The 17026-nt window shown below is 62.3% G+C and carries 16 protein-coding genes; 6 read left to right on the top strand and 10 right to left on the bottom strand.

Going from position 1 to position 17026, the window contains the following annotated elements; all coding sequences use genetic code 11:
- Window positions 1-26: 26 nt before the first annotated feature.
- Together NKH73_RS02705 and NKH73_RS02700 are read right to left on the bottom strand one after the other, a co-directional pair.
- Window positions 27-2114 carry a PAS domain S-box protein gene (locus tag NKH73_RS02705; protein ID WP_352927733.1) on the bottom strand — a complete coding sequence of 696 codons (2088 nt, stop codon included), beginning with the start codon at window positions 2112-2114 and terminating at the stop codon, window positions 27-29.
- Between the two features lie 104 nt (window positions 2115-2218).
- The gene (locus NKH73_RS02700; RefSeq protein WP_352928751.1) at window positions 2219-2998 is read right to left on the bottom strand and encodes a response regulator; all 780 of its coding nucleotides are present in this window, start codon (window positions 2996-2998) and stop codon (window positions 2219-2221) included.
- A gap of 46 nt (window positions 2999-3044) precedes the next feature.
- On the opposite strand from NKH73_RS02700, the gene NKH73_RS02695 reads away from it, so the two are divergent.
- Window positions 3045-3731, top strand: coding sequence for a winged helix-turn-helix domain-containing protein (locus NKH73_RS02695; protein WP_352927731.1), 687 nt, complete (start codon window positions 3045-3047; stop codon window positions 3729-3731).
- Between the two features lie 96 nt (window positions 3732-3827).
- Here the strand turns inward: NKH73_RS02695 and NKH73_RS02690 are convergent, their stop codons facing one another.
- Entirely contained in the window at window positions 3828-3995 is a 168-nt protein-coding gene (locus NKH73_RS02690; RefSeq protein WP_352927729.1) for a hypothetical protein, read from the bottom strand.
- A gap of 28 nt (window positions 3996-4023) precedes the next feature.
- Entirely contained in the window at window positions 4024-4362 is a 339-nt protein-coding gene (locus NKH73_RS02685; RefSeq protein WP_352927726.1) for a hypothetical protein, read from the bottom strand.
- Between the two features lie 366 nt (window positions 4363-4728).
- Between NKH73_RS02685 and NKH73_RS02680 the strand changes: the two genes are divergently transcribed.
- Window positions 4729-5202: a L,D-transpeptidase gene (locus tag NKH73_RS02680; RefSeq protein WP_352927723.1), complete on the top strand. Its 474-nt coding sequence runs from the start codon at window positions 4729-4731 to the stop codon at window positions 5200-5202.
- A gap of 92 nt (window positions 5203-5294) precedes the next feature.
- Here NKH73_RS02680 and NKH73_RS02675 read toward each other — a convergent pair whose 3' ends face one another.
- Both NKH73_RS02675 and NKH73_RS02670 read right to left on the bottom strand, forming a co-directional pair.
- Window positions 5295-8381, bottom strand: a complete 3087-nt coding sequence (locus tag NKH73_RS02675; RefSeq protein ID WP_352927720.1) for an efflux RND transporter permease subunit — start codon at window positions 8379-8381, stop codon at window positions 5295-5297.
- Window positions 8378-9637: an efflux RND transporter periplasmic adaptor subunit gene (locus NKH73_RS02670; RefSeq protein WP_502894148.1), complete on the bottom strand. Its 1260-nt coding sequence runs from the start codon at window positions 9635-9637 to the stop codon at window positions 8378-8380. Before NKH73_RS02670 ends, NKH73_RS02675 begins: the two co-directional genes overlap by 4 nt.
- Before the next feature lie 150 nt (window positions 9638-9787).
- Between NKH73_RS02670 and NKH73_RS02665 the strand changes: the two genes are divergently transcribed.
- A complete protein-coding gene (locus NKH73_RS02665) occupies window positions 9788-10324 on the top strand; it encodes a TetR/AcrR family transcriptional regulator (RefSeq protein WP_352927717.1) in 537 nt (178 codons plus the stop codon).
- A gap of 130 nt (window positions 10325-10454) precedes the next feature.
- Here the strand turns inward: NKH73_RS02665 and NKH73_RS02660 are convergent, their stop codons facing one another.
- Together NKH73_RS02660 and NKH73_RS02655 are read right to left on the bottom strand one after the other, a co-directional pair.
- Complete coding sequence (locus tag NKH73_RS02660) at window positions 10455-11615, bottom strand: patatin-like phospholipase family protein (RefSeq protein WP_352927714.1); 1161 nt, start codon at window positions 11613-11615, stop codon at window positions 10455-10457.
- Window positions 11616-11642: 27 nt separating this feature from the next.
- On the bottom strand, window positions 11643-12389 hold the full coding sequence (locus NKH73_RS02655; RefSeq protein WP_352927711.1) for an acetoacetate decarboxylase: 747 nt from the start codon (window positions 12387-12389) through the stop codon (window positions 11643-11645).
- 213 nt (window positions 12390-12602) lie between these two features.
- Between NKH73_RS02655 and NKH73_RS02650 the strand changes: the two genes are divergently transcribed.
- Together NKH73_RS02650 and NKH73_RS02645 are read left to right on the top strand one after the other, a co-directional pair.
- Window positions 12603-13391 (top strand): 3-hydroxybutyrate dehydrogenase, encoded by a 789-nt coding sequence (locus tag NKH73_RS02650; RefSeq protein WP_352927709.1) that lies wholly within the window; start codon window positions 12603-12605, stop codon window positions 13389-13391.
- A gap of 222 nt (window positions 13392-13613) precedes the next feature.
- Entirely contained in the window at window positions 13614-14669 is a 1056-nt protein-coding gene (locus NKH73_RS02645) for an ABC transporter ATP-binding protein (protein WP_352927706.1), read from the top strand.
- 262 nt (window positions 14670-14931) lie between these two features.
- Here NKH73_RS02645 and NKH73_RS02640 read toward each other — a convergent pair whose 3' ends face one another.
- Window positions 14932-15414 carry a pyridoxamine 5'-phosphate oxidase family protein gene (locus NKH73_RS02640; RefSeq protein WP_352927703.1) on the bottom strand — a complete coding sequence of 161 codons (483 nt, stop codon included), beginning with the start codon at window positions 15412-15414 and terminating at the stop codon, window positions 14932-14934.
- Between the two features lie 167 nt (window positions 15415-15581).
- On the opposite strand from NKH73_RS02640, the gene NKH73_RS02635 reads away from it, so the two are divergent.
- Complete coding sequence (locus NKH73_RS02635) at window positions 15582-15947, top strand: low affinity iron permease family protein (protein ID WP_352927700.1); 366 nt, start codon at window positions 15582-15584, stop codon at window positions 15945-15947.
- Between the two features lie 112 nt (window positions 15948-16059).
- On the opposite strand, the gene NKH73_RS02630 is transcribed toward NKH73_RS02635, so the two are convergent.
- Window positions 16060-16968, bottom strand: coding sequence for an ABC transporter permease (locus NKH73_RS02630; protein WP_352927697.1), 909 nt, complete (start codon window positions 16966-16968; stop codon window positions 16060-16062).
- Window positions 16969-17026 lie beyond the last annotated feature (58 nt).

Below are 17026 nucleotides of genomic sequence, written 5' to 3'. Positions count from 1 at the left end.
TTCTTTTAGGGTTCTACAATCCAACCTTAGCTGCCTAGGGCGACCTGCTCGGCAATGGCAGAGAGCACGCCGCGCACGTCCAGCGTGCTGAACGGCTTTTCCAAGATCTGCGGCCGCTGCGGCGCAGGCAACGCCTCGATTTCGGCTTTCGCACCGATCAGATCGCCGGTGACCAGCACGAAGCGCCGCGCCAGATCAGGCATTTCGGCGAGCAGTTCGCGATAGATCGATATGCCGCTGATGCCGGGCATGCGCAGATCGGAAAAGACGATGTCCGGCGGCATATGGCCGGTCAAGGTCGCGGCGGCCGATGCCCAGGCCGGCACGATCCGCGACTTGATGCCCATCAACTCCAGAATGTCGGACAATGAGGCGGCGACATCCGGCTCATCGTCGATGATCAGAGCATGGCGCAATCCGCTCGATCGCACCGGGCCTTCGCCGGCAGTGGCCGCACCGGCGGAGATCGCCGGCAGCTGGACGACGAAACGCGCGCCCCTCGGCAGAACTTCCTCGAACCAGACATTGCCACTGTGCCGTTCGATGATCGATTTCGAGATCGACAGGCCAATACCGGTGCCGACGCCGACCGGTTTGGTGGTGAAGTAGGATTCGAAGATGCGGGAGCGTATCGCTTCCGGCACGCCCAGCCCGTTGTCCTCAACGGAGAAACAGGGATTGCCGCGGTCGCTGCGAAACGTGCGGACCTTGATCAGCCGGTCGCCGGCAATGCCGGCCAAAGCATGCTGGCTGTTGATGAGGAAGTTGGCGACCACTTGCGTCACATGGTCGGCGTCGGCCATGGCCAGCAGCGGGCCGCTGGCGAAATCGGTGTCGATGATGATGCCGCTGGACCTGGCGCCGTAGGCGGTCACTTCGAGCGCAGCGCGAACGACCTGGTTAAGGTCGGTCTCGGCCTGTGACGCGGGGTGCAGGCGAACCATCGACAGGAAGCTCTTGACGATGCGGCCGCAACGTTCGGCGGCGGCGCGCACCTTCTCGGCCCGCACCTTGGTCTGTGGGTCTGAGGCGAATTCGTGCAGCAGCGTCGATTGGGCGACGACTACGGCAAGCGGGTTGTTGAGTTCGTGTGAGACGCCGGCCAGCAGCGAACCCATCGCCGCCATCTTCTCGTTCTGGTGCAGTTTTTCACGCTGCCGGCCGATTTCCTCCTCGGCACGCAATTTGTCGCGCAGATCGCGGATCGAGCCGAAGATCAGGCGCCGGTCGGCAACCCGCATCTCGGTCGCCGTCAGCTCGATCGGAAAGACCTCGCCGGCCGCATTCTGGGTGACGGTCTCGATCCGCTGGCCGACCATCGGCGCGCCGCGGCCCGACATATATTCGGCGCCCGACACATAGCCCTTGCGATAATATTCCGGAACGACGGTGTCGAGCAGGTCCTTGCCGAGGATGTCGCTGCGCTGGTAGCCGAACATCTTTTCAGCGGCGGGATTGAATTCGATGATCGAACCGGTTTCGTCGATGACGATGATGGCGTCGAGCGAAGCCTGCAGCATGGTGCGGCGGATGACTTCGCTGGCATGGGCATCGGAAAGCGATCGTTCGATGGCGTCGCCTATGGCCAGTGCCACGATGTGCAGCGTTGCCTCTTCCTCGTCGGTCCATTCGCGCTCGTTCACGCAATCGTTGACAGCCAGCGTGCCCCACAGATGGCCATGCGCAAAGACGGACACCGACAGGAACGACTTGATGTGCTGCTTTTCGAAATCGGCTCTCAGAAAACCTTCGAGGTTGCGCGTGTGTCCAGCGAAGATCTTGCCTTGCCGCTCGTCCTCGGCCAGCCGCTCCAGCAGTGGGTCCGAATTGACCACCGACTGCACGATCACGGTCGGCGATGCCAGTTCGCCGCCAAATCGGGGGTTGATCCAGTAGGCCGCGACCGACTGGGCAAAACCCTGGCCGGGCAGCTCGCGCAGACGAAACAGGATCCCGCGCTGGCAATCCATGGGCCCGCAGAGCGTTTCAAGAATGTTCTCGATCTCGCGCTGCCAGTCGCCAGCTTCGCGAAGCCGGCGAACGATATGGACAGCAGCCATCGCCGCGCCCTGCTTGACGCCTTGCATATCGGTGCGTGTTGCCTCAACCGTCATGGTCAATCGTCATTCAGAATCATGCCTGCCCAGAGCCACGTCAGGCCAGAGTCACGTCAGGCCGGAGTGACGCCAGGCCAGAGTGGTGCCAGTGGTGGCGCCGCTCAGTTGCTTTCGCCGGTCGGCAGCGAGAAGATATAGCCTTCGCCGCGGACCGTGCGAAGGAATTTCGGATTGGCCGGGTCCGCCTCGATCTTTTTCCTCAGCCGCATGATGCGGATGTCTACCGCGCGCGACGATTCAGTATCTTCCAAGAAGCCGATCGCCTCGGAGATCGCCGCACGCGTCAATAATCGGTTGGCGCGTGTCAGGAAGACCTCCAGCACGTCGAACTCGCTCTTGGCCATGTCGATGACCGTCCCATTGGCGCCGGTGACAAACCTGCCGTCGAGATCGGCATGGAAGGAGCCAAAGCTCATGAAACGGCGGTTGGCAGTTGCTTCGGCCTTGGCGCCCTGCGGCTCGGTCGGCTGCGGAACGCGGCGCAGCACGCTGCGCACCCTCGCCAGCACTTCGCGTAACTCGTAAGGCTTGACGATATAGTCGTCGGCGCCGAGTTCCAGCCCAACGATGCGGTCGAGCGCGGTGCCGGCGGCGGTGGCATAGATGATGCCGATCGGCATTTTCGAGCGCAGCCAGCGGCCGAGCGAAAGGCCGTCCTCGCCGGGCATGGCGATATCGAGGATGGCCAAATGGAACGACTGCGTCTCCAGCAAGGTTCGCGCGGCGCTGGCACTCTCGGCCGTGGCGACATCGTAGCCGCTGGCGCCGAGATACTCGGCGACCGCGTCCCTCAGATCGGGCTCGTCCTCGACGATGACAATTCGTGCCCGCACTATGCTCTCGCTCCCGCTTTCAGCGGAAAGTAGATTGGGTATAAACATCATGTCCAGCGCTCATCTTGGGTTGCCGGTTGCAGGGTCGCAAAAAATGGCTGCACGATCGATCATCGCGCTTGTTTCCGTCGCCGAAGTGGTCGCGACCGATCTCGCCGACCATCTCAAGCGGCGCGGTCACGACGTGCGGGCGGTGCGGCAGCCGTGGGAGGCCGAATCCTTGCTTTCCGGAAAGGACATCGATGTCGTCGTCGTCGGCGACAGCCTCAGCCAAGCGGAAGGGCGTGATCTGCTCAGACGCCATGGCGGCGAGGGCGGTCCGGATTTCATCCTGATCTGCCGGCCGGCCGATCTCGTCGACAAAGTGCTGGCGCTCGAACTTGGTGCTGCCGACGTTGTCGAAAGCCCACTCAACGTCAGGGAACTCGCAGCCCGTATCGGCGGCTTGCTGGCGCGGCGCGGCAGGAATGCCGGGGAACTGGTGGTGCTGGAGAACGCGACGGTCGACCTCCGGTCGGCCATGGTCATGCATCGCTCCGGCACCGAAGAACAATTGTCGCCGGGTCAGGTGGCGCTGCTCAGGCTGTTCCTGGCCAGCCCGCGCAAGGTCTTGACGCGGGACGACATCATCGCCGCCGCGCCCGCCGAGAATGCTGATGCCTTCGATCGCTCGATCGATTCGCGGATCGTGCGGCTGCGCCGCAAGCTCGACACCGAAACCATCACTACCATACGTGGTGCGGGCTACCGGTTCGATCCGCCGACGCAGTTCGCCGACTAACGGCTGGGCTGACTCACAAAGGCTGCTGCAGCCCTTCAATTCTGCGCATGATTCCCAGCGAAAATCGTCTCCGATTTCGGGGTCATGCGCTTCCACTCAGCGCACCACGAGGAGCGACGGACCTGACGGTATCTCGTTGGCCGTGCCGAGTTCACTGGCATGGGCCCGATCTTTCAGGAGCACGGTGGCGAGGCCGGCAAAGCCGAGCAGGCCCTGCGCGTAAAGCAGTGCGGAAAGCACCGTAGCAGCAAATTTCGTGTTCATCTCTTCATTCCCAAATTCGGTTTCAGGCTCACTTCAGGGAAACCCCCGAAGCGCCCGCGCCGCCAGCGGAGCCCCCCGTCGCGGCGCGGGCCTTCGGTCCTCTCGGCTGCAAGTTGCCGGAGGGGCCGCGCATCTTCTTCAGCCCAAAACCGACCCGCCAGAGGGCCTTGAGCCGGTTAATGCGCAGGCTGGATACGATCCAGACCGTGGCGAAAAACAGTGCGGCATGCAGCGTCGAAACTTCGCCTGAAGTCATCCCCGCAAGCTTCGTCGTCGGGCCGCCGGCTAGGGTGCCGACGCCGCCAACGATCGCTGTGGCTATGCTTATCCCGAAAAGCCAGGATGTTGCGTTCGATTGCAGGTTCATCTTCGTTTGTGCCGGCTGTTCTCGTTGGGTCAACTCTGCGTGTGGCCTGTATCCAGATCATGCCGCCAGCTCGCGCGCTTGGTTGCAAATTGGTTTCGAAGCAGGTCAAATTTCTTTCATATGAGGGAAGACCGCGCTTTCGTTTGGCGATGACTGTATCTTTTCGCTGGTCCGAGCTGGCCAGCCGACGGCGTTGTCCTTGGTTCCAGCTTGGGATGCGCCTCGGGACAGGATTCCCGGCTGTTAACCAGAGGAAACAGATCCGAAACACAAATGGCTGCGATACGAAATCAATTCGAAACATCACCAAACGATAAGCCGGTCATCGAATTGGAGCCGGCCACGTCCGGTAGACAGGGGGATCTCATGTACACTGCCATTTCCGCCAAGCTCATCAACATCGCTGCCGTTGCCGTCACAGGTGCGGTTCTTCTGCTCGGCGCAGGCAACAGCGTTGCCCATGCGACCAGTCGGGCCGCCAATCAGATCGTGGCGCGAATTTCGCTTTCGCAGCAGACGATGGAAGTCCTGGTCGACGGGCGGCCGACTTTCGCGTGGAAGGTCTCGACCGGCGGCAAGGGGTATGTCACCCCGACTGGCTCGTTCAAGCCGACGCGCATGCACCAAATGTGGTATTCGAGGAAATACGACAATGCGCCGATGCCGCATTCGGTCTTCTTCAAGGGCGGCTACGCTGTCCATGCGACCAATTTCGTCAAGCGCCTGGGACAGCCGGCCTCGCATGGCTGCGTGCGGCTGCACCCGGCCAATGCCGCCGATTTCTACCAGCTTGTCGAGATTTTCGGCCCGGCCAACACCCGGATCGTCATCATCAAATAAATAGCCAAAGACGATCCGCCCGCCGGTGCAAGCACATGCCGGGTCGGACATCGCTCACGAAAAAGGCCGGAATTTCCGGCCTTTTTCGTTAATCAATCAATTGGCACCGGCATCAGCTTCGGGTCCGGCTTCTCGGCGTGATGCGGCAAGTCCTTGCTGGCGATAAAGGTGTAGAACATCGGCACCACGAACAGGGTGAACATGGTTCCGACCAGAATGCCGGTGAAGATCACCAGGCCCATCGAATAGCGTGCCGCAGCACCCGCGCCGCTGGAGATGATCAGCGGCACCACGCCGAGCGCCATCGCCGCCGTCGTCATCAGGATCGGCCGCAGACGCACCTTGGCCGAGGCGATGATCGCATCGCGCCGCCGCATCCCGTGCAGTTCGCGCTGCTGGTTGGCGAACTCGACCAGAAGAATGCCGTGCTTGGTGATCAGACCGATCAGCGTGATCAGGCCGACCTGCGTGTAGATGTTGAGCGTTCCCAGCCCCAGATTGAGCGGCACGATCGCGCCGAAGATCGACAGCGGTACCGACATCATGATGATCAACGGATCGCGGAAGCTTTCGAACTGCGCCGCCAGCACCAGATAGATGACGAGAACGGCTGCCGCGAAGGCGATGATGATTGTGTAGCCCTGTTCCTTCTCCTGCCGCGACTGGCCGGTATAGTCGATGAAGAAGGTGTCGGGCAGGCTTTCCCTGGCGATGTCCTCGATGGTTCTCAGCCCGTCGCCGGTGGTGACGGTGGGCAATGGCAGAGCGGAAATCGTGGCGGAGTTCAACTGGTTGAACTGCTCGATCACCGCCGGCGAGGCGTTGTTCGAAATCTTCACCACCGCCGAGAGCGGCACCATCTCGCCGGACGCACTGCGCACGAAATACTCGGCCAGCTTTTCGGGGTTGTCGCGGAAGTTCTGCGGCACCTGCGGGATGATGTCGTAGCTGTTGGATTCGCGGTCGAATTGCGCCACTTCGGCGCCACCGACCAGGAGCGTCAGCGTCCGGCCGATGTCGGCGATCGGCAAGTTGAGCGCCGCGGCGCGGTCGCGGTCGATCGTCACCGTCACTTGCGGCGCATCGAAAGTCATCGAATTCTGCACCACCAGGAAGCGGCCGGAGGCCTGTGCCTTGTTCTTGATGTCCTCGGCCGCCTCGTAAACCTGGGAGGCCTCGCCGGTCGAGCGCACCACCATCGTGATCGGCAGGCCGCCGCCGGAGCCGGGCAGCGTCGGCGGTGCGAAGACGAAAGCTTCGACGCCCGCCACTTTTCCGAGCCGGCCCGTGATGTCTTCCTGGAGTTCCTTCGAGCTGCGCGTACGCTCGGCCCAGTCCTTGAACGCAAAACCGACGAAAGCGCTGTTCGTCTGGCCGCCGCCGAAGGCGACTGCCGAGAACCGTGCCCGCGTCTCAGGCAGGTCGTCGACCAGGCCGAGGATCTGATTGACGTAGCTCTCGGTATAGTCCGACGTCGCGTAGCGCGGTGCGGTCACCAGCGAAAGCAGAAAGCCCTGGTCTTCCTCCGGCGCCAGTTCGCTCGCGGTCTTGGTAAACATGAAGCCGGTCGTGGCGACCAGGGCGACGACGATCATCAGCGTCACCGGGCGATATTTCAACGAGCCGCTGACCAGCCGCTCATAGATGTTCTCGACGCGTCCGAACGTGCTGTCGACAATGCGCTGGAAGCGGCTGTGCGAGCCGGCCCTCAGGATGCGTGCCGACATCATCGGCGTGATGGTGAGCGCGACGATACCCGAAATCACCACCGAGCCGGCAAGCGTCACCGCGAACTCGCGAAATAACGCGCCGGTCAGGCCGCCGGTGAAGGCCAGCGGCGCGAACACGGCGGCGAGCGTTATCGTCATGGCGATGACGGCGGACGAGATCTCCCGCATGCCGTTGAAGGCCGCCTGCATCGGCGACATGTTGTCTTCTTCCATGTGGCGGTGAATGTTTTCCACGACCACGATGGCATCGTCGACGACGAGGCCGATCGCCAGCACCATAGCCAGCAACGACAAAAGGTTGATCGAGTAACCCAGCGTAAACAGCAGGAAGCAGACGCCGATCAGCGACAGCGGAATGGTCACGATCGGCATCAGCACCGACCGGAACGAGCCGAGGAAGAGCAGGATGACGACGATGACGATGATGACCGCCTCGCCGATGGTCTTGAACACCTCCTCGATCGAGGCGCTGATCTGCTCGGTCGAATCGTAGACGATCTCGATCGTCATGCCGAGCGGCAGCGTCTCCTGGATCGTCGGCACAATTTCGTGGATAGCCCCTGCTGTCGTCAGCGGATTGGCGGCCGGCGTCGGGAAGATGGCCAGAAAGATACCGGGCTTGCCGTTGAAGCTGACCCTGGTGTCGGTGTTTGCAGCGGCGAGCTCGACGCGCGCGACGTCGCGCAGCCTCACCACATTGCCGTTGTTGGAGCGGAGCGGAAGGGCGGCGAAGGCCTCCGGCGTCTGCAGCGTCGAGCGGACGGTGATCGAGGAAGCCACATACTCGTTTTCGGTATTGCCGGGCGCGGAGAGAAAATTCGATTCGTTGATGGCGGTCAGCACTTCCGACGCCGTCACGCCGCGCGCCGCCAGTTTTATCGGGTCGATCCAGACGCGCATCGAATATTCGGCGGCCCCGAAGATCTGCACGTCGGCGACACCCTCAACCGTCGACATGCGCGGCCGCACGACGCGCTCGATATATTCGGTGAGCTGTTCGGGCGTCATGTTCGGATTCTGCATCGAGATATACATCATCGCGAACTGCTCGCCGGTGCCCTTGACAATCACCGGGTCCTCGGCCTCGTCAGGCAGATCGCCGCGCACGCCTTGCACCTTCGACAAGACTTCGTTCAGCGCGATGTCGGGGTTGGAACCGAGTTTCATCTGCACCGTCACGGTGCTGGAGGACGGCCGGCTCGCCGACGTGACGTAATCGATGTTTTCGGTCGAAGCGACGGCACGGGCGATCGGCGCGGAAATGAACCCCTGGATCAGGTCGGCGCTGGCGCCGGGATAGGCCGTGGTGATCGTGATGGCCGTTTCTTCAACCTCAGGATACTGCCGGATCGAAAGATTGAAGATGCCCTGGAAACCCAAAAGCAGGATCATCAAGGCGAGCACGGTCGAAAGGACCGGGCGGCGGATGAAGAGGTCGGAAAAGCTCATTGCTGGGCCTGCTGGTTTGCCGGCTTGGTCGGGTCGATCGTGTTGTCGACGGCAACGGACATGCCGTTGGAGAGCCGGTTCTGGCCAGCGGTAACGACTTCGTCGCCGGGCTGGATGCCTTCCAGGATTTCAACCAGGCCGGCGTTGCGGCGGCCGGGCTTGACGAACACCTGGGCGAGCACGAGCTGCGGCTTCTGTTCTTCCGCCGTCGGTTCGGCCGCGGTAGCCGCCGGTTTTTCCTCGGGTTTTGCCGCGGGCGCTTCGGCCGCTGGCTTCGCAGTATCCGCGGCGGGCTTTTCCTCCGGCTTCGCAGCAGCAGGGGCGGCGCCATTGGTCGCGGCCGGCTTCGCCGGACGCACCACAAAGACAAAGTCACCGTACAGGCTTGAAGTCAGCGCGGTTTGCGGCACCGTCAGTACGTTGTTTTCCTCGGGCAGTTCGACGCGCACCTGCACGAACTGGCCAGGCGTCAGCTTGCCTTCAGGGTTGGCGACCTCGGCCCTGACCGTCACCAGCCGGCTGGCCGGGTCGATCTTGGGGTCGATACCGCGGATGGTGCCGGTGAACGGCAACTCGCCGTCACCAACGCCCAGCCGCACCGTCTGGCCGATCTTCAGCAGCGGAAGCTGCTGTTCGGGAACGGAGAAATCGGCCCGCATCGTCTCCAGATCCTGCAGCGTCGCTACGGAAGTGCCGGGGGAGAGATACTGGCCGAGATCGATCCTTGGAATACCAACGGTGCCGCTGAAGGGCGCGGTCAGCAGCTTCTGCTCGAGCACCGCCTGCAGCCTGTTGACCTGCGAAGTGGAAGCCGATGCGGCGGCCCGCGCCGAGTCGAGCGTCGATTCCGAGCCGACACCGCGTTTTTGCAATTCAAGGGCACGCGTCAACGCCGTCTGGTCTAGCGCTGCTTGTGCCTTCGTCGCATCGAGATCGGCGCGTTCGGCGGCATCGTCGAGCTGAAGGAGAACCGCATTGGCTTCAACCTTCTGATTGGCGTGAAACAGGATGTCCTTGACGATGCCGGCGGTCTCGACGGTCAAGTCGACGCCCCGTACAGCACTGACCGTGCCGATCGCCTCGACGCCCGGCATCCAGTTCGTCGGCTTGACGATTGTCGTCGACACGGTCGCGGCCGGCGGTTTCATCGTGGCGAAGAATTGCTGCATTGCATTGTCGCGGAACAAATTGAAGCCGACGATGCCGCCGCACACCAGCACGAGCAGAATGAAGGCGATGATGAAGCGCTTGATCACGAACAGTCCCCTTGGCCACGGCCCGGTATAACGGTCGGATGACCGGAACACATAGCTGTGACTGGTCCCGATTTCAAATGATGGCGCTCTTACTGTACCGTCTGGACGGTCTTGTCAATTCCGCGTAAGCTAATGTATGGGGAGCGATTGATGAAAGCCCGCAGAGTAAATTCGCGTGAGAAGATTCTCGCCGCTGCCGCTGATGTGGCGCGCGAGTCGGGCCCTGGCAGCCTGTCGCTGGATGCGGTTGCCAGCCGAGCCGGCGTATCGAAAGGCGGCTTGCTGTACAATTTCCCGACCAAGGCGAAACTGATGCAGGCGCTGGTGGAAGATTATCTGCGCGCCTTCGAGCGGGCGCTGGAATCCGCCCGCACGGCCGGCGCCACCGGTGAAAGCCCGCTTGCGACTTACATCAAGCTTTCGGCCGAACATGCCGAGGAGTCGAAACCGTCGGCCTCCTGGATCTTTTCGGCAATCGCCGAAGATCCCGATTTTCTGACCCCGATAAAATCGTTCAGACGGCAGGTTTTCGAGCGGCTCAAGGGAGAGACACCGGATCTCAAGGCGCTCCTTGTCTGCTACCTCGCTATCGAAGGGCTTCGCAGCATGAACCTCTTCGACTCGGACGTCCTTTCACATGACGAACGTCGGTTGCTGGTATCCTCCCTGCTGGAGATTGCGGGATAGGTCGAGGATGCCATCAGAGCCGGTCCGGCCGACGGTTTCTCGTCCGATGCGGGCCAGCGCATCCTTCCGGCCTATCCAAAATCGGTGCGCACCCTCGGGTCAACTCGAGAGCAGGTTTGAGTGACACGCATCATGTCGGATCGTCGCGGTGCAAATCGTAGATGGCGACGCCCTCGATATTGGTCGGCAGGACCAGCCATTGGCGATGGCGTAGCGTCCGCTGCGTATCCTCGAGCCCCATCTCCCAGTGCTCGCGCATCGAAGTGCCAGAGAATTCGTAGTCCTTGGCGTGCCCCTCGTAGCCCTTGTGCTGATAGATCAGGTGTATGATGTTGACCACGCCGGCATCCGAATAGTCCGCGATCAGCTCTTTCTCTCCTTCCTTCAGCAATTCGGCCGGGACGCGTTTCAGCGCATCGAGGAGCTTCATCTTCAGAGCGTGGATGCGCTGGAAATTGTCGGTGTTCTGCCGCGTGCGGCTCGAATACATGATGTCCTTGTGCCGCGACAAAACATCGGCCATGCCGCGCGGCAAGGCGCCGCGCGCGCTGAACAGGTCGACCTGGAACACCAGCGAGCTGCGGTCCTCTTCCTGATCGAGAAGATATTGCAGCGGCGTGTTGGAAACGATGCCGCCATCCCAGTAATACTCGCCCTCGATGCGGACCGGCGGGAAAGCCGGCGGCAGTGCTCCGCTCGCCATTATGTGCTCGGGCCCGATGCGTACATTCTCGGTGTCGAAATAGACGAAGTTGCCTGTTCTGACGTTGACCGCACCGACGCTGAGCCGCTTCTTGCCGTCGTTGAGGATGTCGAAATCGATCAGCCCTTCCAAAGTCTCCTTCAACTCGGCCGTGTCATAAAAGCTGGTGGCGCCTTCGGCACCCGGCTGCTCGAACCACGGGTTGGGGTGGCGCGGCTTGAAGAAGCCAGGCTGGCCCAGGGTCATCGTCATCCATGAGCTGGTACGGTTGCGGATATCGCGGTAAATGTCGCCCTCGGGCGTATAGGCCCAGATCTTGCGCCCCGAAATCGTCTGCCAGAATTGCTCGAGCCGCTCCAGCCGGCGGCTTGGCTCGTTGCCGGCGATGATCGATGCGTTGATCGCGCCGATCGACACGCCGGAGAGCCAGGTCGGCTCGCAGCCGGCTTGGGCAAGCGCCTGGTAGACACCGGCCTGATAGGCGCCGAGTGCACCGCCGCCCTGAAACACCAGCGCTACACGGTCGTATTGCGCCGAGATTTCCTCGATGGTGGCGGCGATTGCCTTCTTGCGGTTGCGTTCAAGCACGGCTTTGCCTCCGAATGGTTTCTGCGGTCAGGTGCGGTCGGCGAGATAGTCATGAACCACCTCGCCTAGCCCAAGCGTCAGATCGGCGGTGAAGTGAACGGCCGAGACGATGTCGAGCACGGGCAGGCGCGCCACGTCGGCCATGACGTGCGGCCGGAGATCGAGCGCCGCCGGTGCCGTCCAGGCCTCCTTCAACGTCACCTCGGTGAGATGATAGCGCACCAGTTCGAAGATACGCGGCGTGCCGTCGACATGCGGGATGATCTTGATGAGGAAGTTGGGCTGGGCAAGCGAGGCGAGGATCTGGTCATGATCGGCCGGCCGGTGCTTATAGCCCATCGTGCCGGTGGCGCACAGAACGCTGCCATAATGCAGCGTACCGACCACCACCTCGCCCTCATGCACAAGCTTCGGGTTGGCGAGCTTCTTCGGAAAACCCCAGAGCTCGCGCCCGCCGGCGATGGGCGCGTCGTCGTCGAGAAACATGGAATGGACGTAGGCGCCGTGTTCACCCTTGTAGCGCACGGGGATGACCTGGCCGGTCTCGGTGTAGTCACCGAAGCCGGTTGAATCGGGCATGCGGATGAATTCGTATTTGACCAGCGGCTCATCGATCTCCAGTGGCGCCGGCACCACCGCCTCCAAGGCTTCGCGCGTCGTGCGATAGGTGATGATAACGTATTCGCGGTCGAAGAAACGATAGGGCCCGGGCGGGAAGGACGGGTTGGTGAGCGGCATCGCATAGGCGCGCTTCATGACATCGGCGATTTCCAAGCTATAGCCCCATCCATTCTGGAACGACCGCGCGAGTGCGCAGGGGATTATGTTGCACGGCGCCATGACACTGCCGTGTCAGCCTGACGACCGTGGCTCCAGAGGGCTAAGGGCGCGTCGCATCGCTGTAATCGCGCCGACACATGGCCGTGGCACTGTCCGGCTGCGACGCACAAAGTCTGTCCTGTTTCCTCTCTTTCCCGCGAGATCATCATGGGTTTCCTGTCTTCGAAGAACGCGCTCGTCACCGGCTCGACCAGCGGCATTGGGCTTGGCATCGCCCGTGCCTTCGCCGCCGAAGGCGCCAACGTCACCATCAACGGCCTGGGCGACGCAGCCGCCATCGAGCAGGAGCGCGCCGGCATCGAAACGGATTTCGGCGTCAAATGCCGTTATTCGGGAGCCAACATGATGGACGGGGCAGCGGTGAGCGCCATGGTACGCGAGGCCGAGGAGGCCTTCGGCAGTCTCGACATCCTGGTCAACAATGCGGGCATCCAGCATGTCGCGCCGATCGAGGAATTCCCTGATGACAAATGGGAAGCCATCATCCGTATCAATTTGCTCGCCGCCTTCTATGCGATCAAGGCGGTGCTGCCCGGTATGAAGGCGCGCAAATGGGGTCGCATCATCAACACTGCGTCGGCGCACGCGTTGGTCGCCTCGCCGTTCAAATCAGCCTATGTGTCGGCCAAGCACGGCATAGCAGGCCTGACCAAGACGGTGGCGCTGGAGGCGGCACTCGACGGCATCACCGTCAATGCGATCGCGCCCGGCTACGTCTGGACGCCGCTGGTCGAAAGGCAGATTCCCGACACGATGAAAGCGCGCGGCATGACCGAGGAGCAGGTCAAGCACGATGTGCTGCTCGCGGCACAGCCGACCAAGGAGTTCGTCACCGTCGAGGAGCTTGCTGCACTGGCGCTGTTCCTGTGCTCGGATTCAGCCAAGCAGATCACTGGAACGACCTTGCCGATGGATGGCGGCTGGACGGCGCAGTAAGCACGGGCGTCAGTTCCGCCGTCATTGTCAGGGTCGAATTTCCAACGTATTGCCCACCTTAAAGCGCGTCGCGTTGATGAGATTCACGCGACGCGCTTTAAGGTCTTTTTGTATGCATTTCGTTATCGCAAAACCGCTGCGCACCTTTGCGCGACATGCATTGGGCCGCTCTGGTTGCGGAACAACGGGCGCGCGGCGCAGTGATACGCCAATGGGTAAAGCATGAGCGAAATCAAGGTGGAGCGTCTCAGCAAGCGGTTCAACGAAACCGCAGCACTTGACGCCGTTTCGCTGGACTTCGCGGCGGGCTCCTTCACCGCGCTGCTCGGCCCCTCCGGGTGCGGCAAGACCACGATGCTGAGGCTGATCGCCGGCTTCGAGGCGCCCAGCGAGGGCAGCGTCTTCTTCGGCAAGGAATTGATGGCCGATCCGCAGCGGCAGGTGCCGCCGGAAGCGCGCGGCGTCGGGGTCGTCTTCCAGTCCTATGCGCTGTGGCCCCATATGGATGTCGCGGCAAACGTCGCCTATCCGCTGAAAGCCCGGCACGTCGAACGGGGCGCAATCGCCGGCCGTGTCGGCGCTGTTCTCGACATCGTCGGGCTCAACGGATTTGAAGGCCGCCGCATCGAGGAACTGTCCGGCGGCCAGCGTCAGCGCGTCGCGCTGGCGCGCTGCCTGGTTGCCGACGCCAGGATCATCCTGTTCGACGAACCGCTCGCCAATCTCGACATGCATCTGCGCGCATCGATGGTCGACGCGTTTCGCGACATCCATCGCCGCACCGGCGCCACCATCGTCTATGTCACCCACGACCAGGCCGAGGCCCTGGCGCTGGCCGATCGCGTTGCCATTATGAGCCGAGGCAAGGTGCTGCAGGCGGCGGCGCCTCGGGAGGTCTACCGCGCGCCGGCCAATGCCACGATTGCCGGCTTTGTCGGGCGCGGTTCCATCGTTGCGGGGACAGTGATCGATCATGCCGAGGGAATCGCAACGGTCGACGTTGCAGGATATCGCTTTGCGGCGCGAAGCGCCGGGATATCGTCCGGACCGGTCAATATCCTGCTGCGGCCGGAAGCGCTGCGGATTTCACCTGAGGGCATGCCGGCGACGGTGCTCGACAGCATCTATAGAGGCCCGGTTCATGAGGTGCGGCTGGCGCTGTCGGCGCCGGAAGGGGGGCCGGGGCATGAACTGCTGATCGAAAGCGCCGAGGTTTTGGCAACCGGCAAGAAGGTGCACATAGCGGTCTCGGATGCGTGGATCATCCCCGACACCTGAGGTGGCTCAAGCTACGTCACCAGATAGCAAAGCGCCGAAATCAGGCTGTTGTATCGCACCTATGAAGCCAGGACGTTTCGGCTACGATCGCAGAAGAGGTGGGCGAATGGGGTGCCTGAACTCGTAGATCGCAGACGGCGGCGTCGCCAAATCGTATTATCCGAGATGACGAGTCTGTTGGGCGCCAATCGCAACGAGCGCGTCAGCAAGAGGCGCGCCGACGCAAGGACGCTGCATGAGGCCCGATTTCTAACGCGTGCCGTTACTTCATGCGGACCTCTGCCACGCTGTCTTTGTAGTCTTCTTTCGGGTCGCCCATCCCCAGGAAAAGCTTTGCCCCGGCGACGATGCTGGATGCATCCTTCCAGATTTCGGCGTCCGCAGGATCGAACCTGAGCAAGCAGAGCTTCGGATCCTCTTTGCCTCCCTCGAACCAAGCGGCGACGAAGCGGTTCCACAAGCGGTCGATGACCGCCCGATCGTTGTCGATCCTCAGTGTGCCTTCGACAGTGGCGAACAGGTCATGTCCCTTGGCGGCATAGACTAGTGTCGCTTCTTTTCCATCTGCGGTGGCTTCGGCCAGGTCGGTGTCCTTCGCAGTGAAGAAATAGATGACGTTGCGGTCACCATCGAATTGCGCTGTCATTGGTCGAGGGCGGACGCCTGGAACGCCGATCATTGCCGTCATGTCAGAACGGATCGAGTCCCAAAACTTGCTTTTGAAGTTCTGATCGTTGTCGCGCATGGCTTTTCTCCTGTGAGAACGGCAAACGCCGCGGGTTGACCCTGGTTCCAAGCGCTCGCTCAGAAGGCAGAGTCCCGCCCGCGCCTGTATCAGGACGGCCGAGAGTGCGCGATTGACGCGCACCTGAAATCAGGCCCCAATCGGGCGATGTTTGTCTGGGGATTCGCATGAACCGATTTCTCTATGTGATTGCGGACTTTCTGTCTCGTCCCCCCGGCTTCTATATGCTGATCGCCGTCATGATAGCGTGCACGGCGATGGTTCCTTTCGGGCTGACAAATGTAATCACCTTTGCGCTTTCGGTAGCTGCGATATTGATCACGGGCGTCGTCCTGATCCAGGGCTATCGCGACACTGCTGCCATCCATGCGAAGCTCGATGAAATCATCGTCGGATTGAACGAAACGAGGAATAATGTCGTCGGGCTCGAGCATGCCGAGCCCGAAGAGATCAGGGCCCATTTGGAGCGGCTTGAACTGGAAGCAGCGGCGGCTGAGCAAGAAGCTGAGGAGGAGGGCGGCTCCGGCGCCTAGTTACCCCAGCGGCGGCCAAGCGCAACGAGATGCGCCGGCAGCGGCAGGCTCTCTCAAAGTCGGGACTGAGCGAGAGGATTTTGCCTCCCTGCCCGCACATTGGCGGTATGCGTCACCGCCAGGGCAAGACGCCTGATGGAAGTCGCCGCCCGAACCGGTCGAGCACAAGCAGCAGGACGACGACAACGGCAATTGTGGAAACGGCGATCGCGGCTGCCTGCGTTCCCAAACCTGCTTCCTCGAGGCTGAACAGCACCACGCCAAGCGTCTCGTTGCCGCTCGACCAGAGCAGGGCCGAGACCGTCAGCTCATTGAAGGCGCTCATGAAGACGAGCAGCCCGCCGGCCACGGCTGCGGGTGCCGCAAGCGGAGCGGTTATCGTCACTAGCCGGCGAAGGGTTCCGGCTCCCGACACCGCCGCCGCCTCGTCGAGATCGCGTGAAATCTGTCCGACCGCGGTCGCCACCGGTTTCAAGGCAAGCGTGAAAAACCGCATCGCATAGGCGACAACGATGATCGATGCCGTTGCATAGAGGCTGCCGATCAGCGGCAGCGGGCGCAGGAACAAGAGGATGCAGGCTATCGCAAGCACGACGCCGGGGACGGCATAGGGCAGGTCGACGACGCCGCCGAGGAGGCGCTGCCAGCGCCGGCCGAGCCGTTCGAGCACCGCGGTCACCGGTATGACGCCGATGGCGAGGATCAGTGCGGCACTACCGGCAAAAAGAAGGGAATTGCGGAAGGCGCGAACGGTCGAAGCCTGGCGGACCAGAACCTCGGCATAGTTGGACGCGGTCATCGTCTCCCAGCCAAGCGGCACGCCGAACGACGGGACGAGCGACGTCGCCAGTAGCGCGCAAGCCGGAAGCACAAGGATGAAACCGATCACCAGCCAGCCAAGGCCGGCGAGCGGCAGTCGGTAGCGCCCAAGCTCGAAACGTGCCGGCGCGCCTGAAGTGAAGCGGTGGGCGGGGCCCCGCCCGGCCCACCCAAGGGAGGCGCCCCCCGCCCCCCCCCCCACGCCGCCCCCCCCCCACACCCCCCGGGGCTTCGGCCGCCCCCCCCGGGCCCACCGCGCC

The sequence above is a fragment of the Mesorhizobium sp. M0938 genome, from assembly GCF_040319125.1.
GTDB classification, from domain to species: domain Bacteria; phylum Pseudomonadota; class Alphaproteobacteria; order Rhizobiales; family Rhizobiaceae; genus Mesorhizobium; species Mesorhizobium robiniae.
The sequence above is the reverse complement of the archived record's forward strand: the minus strand, read 5'-3'. Positions and strand labels throughout refer to the sequence as shown.